4 protein-coding genes are annotated in these 3,849 nt (G+C 71.1%); all 4 read right to left on the reverse strand.

Annotated elements, in window-relative coordinates:
• Positions 1-287 (reverse strand): uracil-DNA glycosylase (locus ACT84W_RS09755; protein ID WP_444329070.1); only part of this gene is annotated, 287 nt, incomplete at its 3' end.
• Positions 288-298: 11 nt separating this feature from the next.
• Entirely contained in the window at positions 299-1,459 is a 1,161-nt protein-coding gene (gene alr / locus ACT84W_RS09760) for an alanine racemase (RefSeq protein ID WP_444329071.1), read from the reverse strand.
• Between the two features lie 38 nt (positions 1,460-1,497).
• Complete coding sequence (locus tag ACT84W_RS09765; protein WP_444329072.1) at positions 1,498-3,099, reverse strand: NAD(P)H-hydrate epimerase; 1,602 nt, start codon at positions 3,097-3,099, stop codon at positions 1,498-1,500.
• Positions 3,100-3,104: 5 nt separating this feature from the next.
• On the reverse strand, positions 3,105-3,791 hold the full coding sequence (acpS, locus tag ACT84W_RS09770) for a holo-ACP synthase (protein WP_432291050.1): 687 nt from the start codon (positions 3,789-3,791) through the stop codon (positions 3,105-3,107).
• Positions 3,792-3,849: the final 58 nt, after the last annotated feature.

A 3,849-nucleotide genomic window follows, 5' to 3' on the forward strand; every position in this document is an offset into this window, starting at 1 on the left:
TTGGCGATGTAGATCTCCTGCCGGGTAAGGCCGGCGTTACCCAGCAGCGCGTCGAGCTTGTGGCCCGCGGCGCCGACGAACGGCTCGCCCTGCAGGTCCTCGTTGCGGCCCGGCCCCTCCCCCACGAACATCACGCGGGCATGCGGGTTGCCCACGCCGAAAACGAGGTTCGTGCGGGTGCCCCCGAGCGGGCACAGCTGGCAGTTGCCCATGACGGCGCGGATCTCGTCGAGGGTGACCTCGCGGGGTTTCTGGTGGTCGTGACCAGGAATCCTCATGACGCCCATCGCGCGCCGCCTTAGACGTAGACCTTGGGGAGGCGCATCCCGAAGCCGCAGACGACCTCGTAGTTGATGGTGCCACGCAGGCGGGCCATCTCGTCGGCGGTGATGCGCTCGTCGCCGTCCGCGCCGATCACGGTGACGACGTCTCCCTCGCGGACCTCGGGCGTCGGGCAGTACGTCCGCGTGGTGTTCACGTCCACGGCGAACATGAACTGATCCATGCAGATGTTGCCTACCTGGCGCTGGCGCTGCCCGTTGACGATGACGTCCATGTTGTTGGACAGCGTGCGCGAAAGGCCGTCCGCATAGCCGATGGGCACGGTGGCAATCTGCACGTTGCGCTTGGGCACGCGATACGTCATGCCGTATCCGACGCCGGCGCCCACCTCGGGGTAGACCACGCGCGTCACGCGCCCGCGGACGCTCATCACAGGCTCGAGGTCGATCACGCCGATGGTCGTCTCGGCGGGCTGCAGGCCATAGAGGCCGATGCCCACGCGGCACATGTCGAACTGGCACTCGGGGTGCAGGACCGTGCCCGGCGTGTTGTCGCAGTGCACGAGCCCGGGATTGAGCCCGGCGTCGCGCAGGGCCGACACGGTATTGCGGAAGCGGTTGAGCTGCAGCGCGAAGTCCCAGTCGTCGGGAACGTCGGCCGTGGCGAAGTGCGTGAGGGTGCCCGCGCACTCGATACCGCGGTGGAAGTCGATGGTCCGCCGCAGCTCGACGGCGTCGGCGGGCATGACGCCGATGCGCGTCATGCCGGTGTCCACGATGAGATGGTACTTGGCCACGCGCCCCGCGGCAGCGGCCGCCTCCCCGAGCGCGAGCGCGAAGTCCGGCTCGTAGACGCAGGGCATGATGTCGTTCTCGACGAGCGTCTGCACGCTCTCGATGGGAGGCTGAGAAAGTATGAGGATCGGCCACTGAACGCCGGCGCGGCGCAGCTCGAGGCCTTCCTCCACCGTGGCGACGGCGAACTGATCGGCCCCGGCGGTGTGCATCGCGTTGACGCAGCGGACCGCCCCGTGGCCGTAGGCATCGGCCTTGACCACGCACATCATGCGGACGCCGCGGGCGAGGCTGCGCTTGAACGCCGTCGTGTTGCGCCTCAGCGCCGAGAGGTCGACCTCGACCCAGGACCACCGGTCGTCGGGGCAGATTTTCTTTGCCATGGTCGCTCCTTCCGCGCGCTGCAGGCACGCGTCCTAGTCTAGGCCTCCGCGCCGCCCTCGTCGGGCACGAGCGCGTGCTCCTCCACGACATCGGCGGCAAGCCCGATGCGGTCGATGAGGTCGCCCGCCATCACTCCTCGCGTCCCGAAGGCCTCGGCGGCAAGAGACCCGGCGTACCCGTGCACCTCGCACACGAGCGCGCACATGAGCGGCAGGTCGGCGCACTCGCCGTGCGACTGCGCGAGGTAGCTCGCCATCATGCCGGCGAGCACGTCCCCGGAGCCCGCGGTCGCGAGGGACGCAGGGCCGGGCTTGGGCATCACGGCCTGGTCGACGCCCACGCAGGCGGTGGCGCTCGCCTTGGCGACGACCACAATCTCGGAGCCGCCGTCGCTCCAGACGACCTCGCGGGCGCACTCGAGCTGGTCCTCGAGGCTCACGGGCGGGTTGTCCGCGCGGCCCACGAGGCGGCCGAGCTCGCGGCGGTGCGGCGTGAGGATGAGCGGCGCGTCGCGACGCGTGAGGTCGGGGAACTCGGTGATGTTGTTCTCGGTGAGGCGCGCGAGGCAGTTCAGGCCGTCGGCGTCCACCACGAGGGGCACGTCGCTGCGAAGAAGCGCGTTCACGCCCGCCGCGACGCGCATGCCGGGGCCGATAAGCGCAGCGGAGTTGTGCTTCGCGAGCGCCACGACCTTCTCGGCCGCGTCGGCGGTCAGCACGCCCTCCGCATCGCAGGGCAGGCCGACGACGGGAATCTCGAGCAGGTGAGCCTGGACGGTCGCCACGATAGTGCTCGGCACGGCGAGCGTCACGTAGCCGGCGCCGGCGCGCGCCGCCGCGCGGGCGGCCATGATCGGGGCGCCCGGGAAGCGGCCGGAGCCGCCGACGACGAGCACGGACCCGCGGCTGAACTTGTCCTGAGCGGAGGACGGCTCGGAAACGACGTCCAGGTAGTCGGCCAGGTCCGTGCGCCACGCCACCGGGTCGGCCTCGACCACGAGGCGCTCGGTCTGCTCGGCCAGGGGCGCGACGACGATAACGCCGCACGCGTCACGGCCGGTGTCGGCAAGAAGGCCCGGCTTGAGCGCGATCATCGTGACCGTCATGTCCGCGATCACGCAGTCGCCCTCGGCGAGGCCCGACTGGGCGGAAAGGCCGCTCGGAACGTCGACGGCGACCACGCGGGCGCCGGAGGCGTTGATGCATTCGATCCAGATGTCGAACGGGGTGCGGACCGCTCCATGGAAACCGGTGCCGAGCATGCAGTCGACGACGGCGTCCGCGCCGTCGAGCGCCTGCTTGACCTCCTCGCGAGAGGGCCCCATGACCGTGGGCACGCCCGCGCGCACGGCGCTCTGCGCCACCTGGCGTGCGAGGTCGCCGGAGAGCTGGTCGGGCTCGATGGGGGTCACGACCTGCACGTTCACGCCGCGCGAGAGCAGCGCCTCGGCGCAGACCCAGCCGTCGCCGCCGTTGTTGCCCATGCCGCAGAAGACGACCGCCTTCCGGGCGCCGAGCTCCAGGACCTCCTGGGCGACGGCGCACCCGGCGCGGTGCATGAGCTCAGAGACGCTCACGCCCTCGCGCGTGAGCCCGACCTCGACCCGCTTGATGTCATCGATGTTGAGTACAGGCTGCATAATGGCTACTCCTCAGCGGTTTGTGCAGGGATTCGTTCATTGGAAAGAGGCGCTTGCTCAGGCGCGGGCGGGCATTCCTCGCGGACCGCGCCCGGGGCCTCGCCGCGCGCGGGCGCGACCGGGGCCTCCTCGCGCGCGGCGCCCGCGACGGTCGCGGCGACGGCGGTGGTGTCGGCGCCGACCTCGTCGAGCGGCAGCTCGAGCTGGTCGTCCTCGACGCGCTCGAGCTCGTCGAGGACGCTCCTGGCGGCCCGGAAGGAGGCCTGGAGGGCGCGCGCGGCGTCGGCCTTTGCGTCTGGTTTGGGCTTGACGGCCTCGGTCACGGCGACGGCGTTGGCCACGGCGACCTCGCGCGTGTAGCTGATGGAGAGGGCGACCTCGACGATGCCCTTCTCCATGGCGACCTTGGCCGCGCCGCCGGTGAGGCGGGCGTGTACGCCGCCGCGCTCGTCGCGCGCGACGCTCACGTCGTGTACGCCGACCCCGTTGCCGAAGCCGCAGCCCAGGGCCTTGACCACGGCCTCGCGTGCGGCCCATCGGGCGGCGTAGTGCTCCGCCGGGCGGGCGCAGCGCTCGCAGTAGGCGCGCTCCTCCTCGGTGAAGACCCTGCGCAGGAAGCTCGGGCGGCGGTCCATGACCCGCTGCATCCGCGAAATCTCGAGCATATCGACGCCGATCCCGGCAGCCGCCACAGGCCTCGCCTCCCTTTACCTTCAACCCTCGTACCTGCGCCCGAGCCCACCGCGGGCC

Origin of the sequence: Paratractidigestivibacter sp., assembly GCF_052362415.1 — a bacterium.
Lineage (GTDB): Bacteria > Actinomycetota > Coriobacteriia > Coriobacteriales > Atopobiaceae > Paratractidigestivibacter.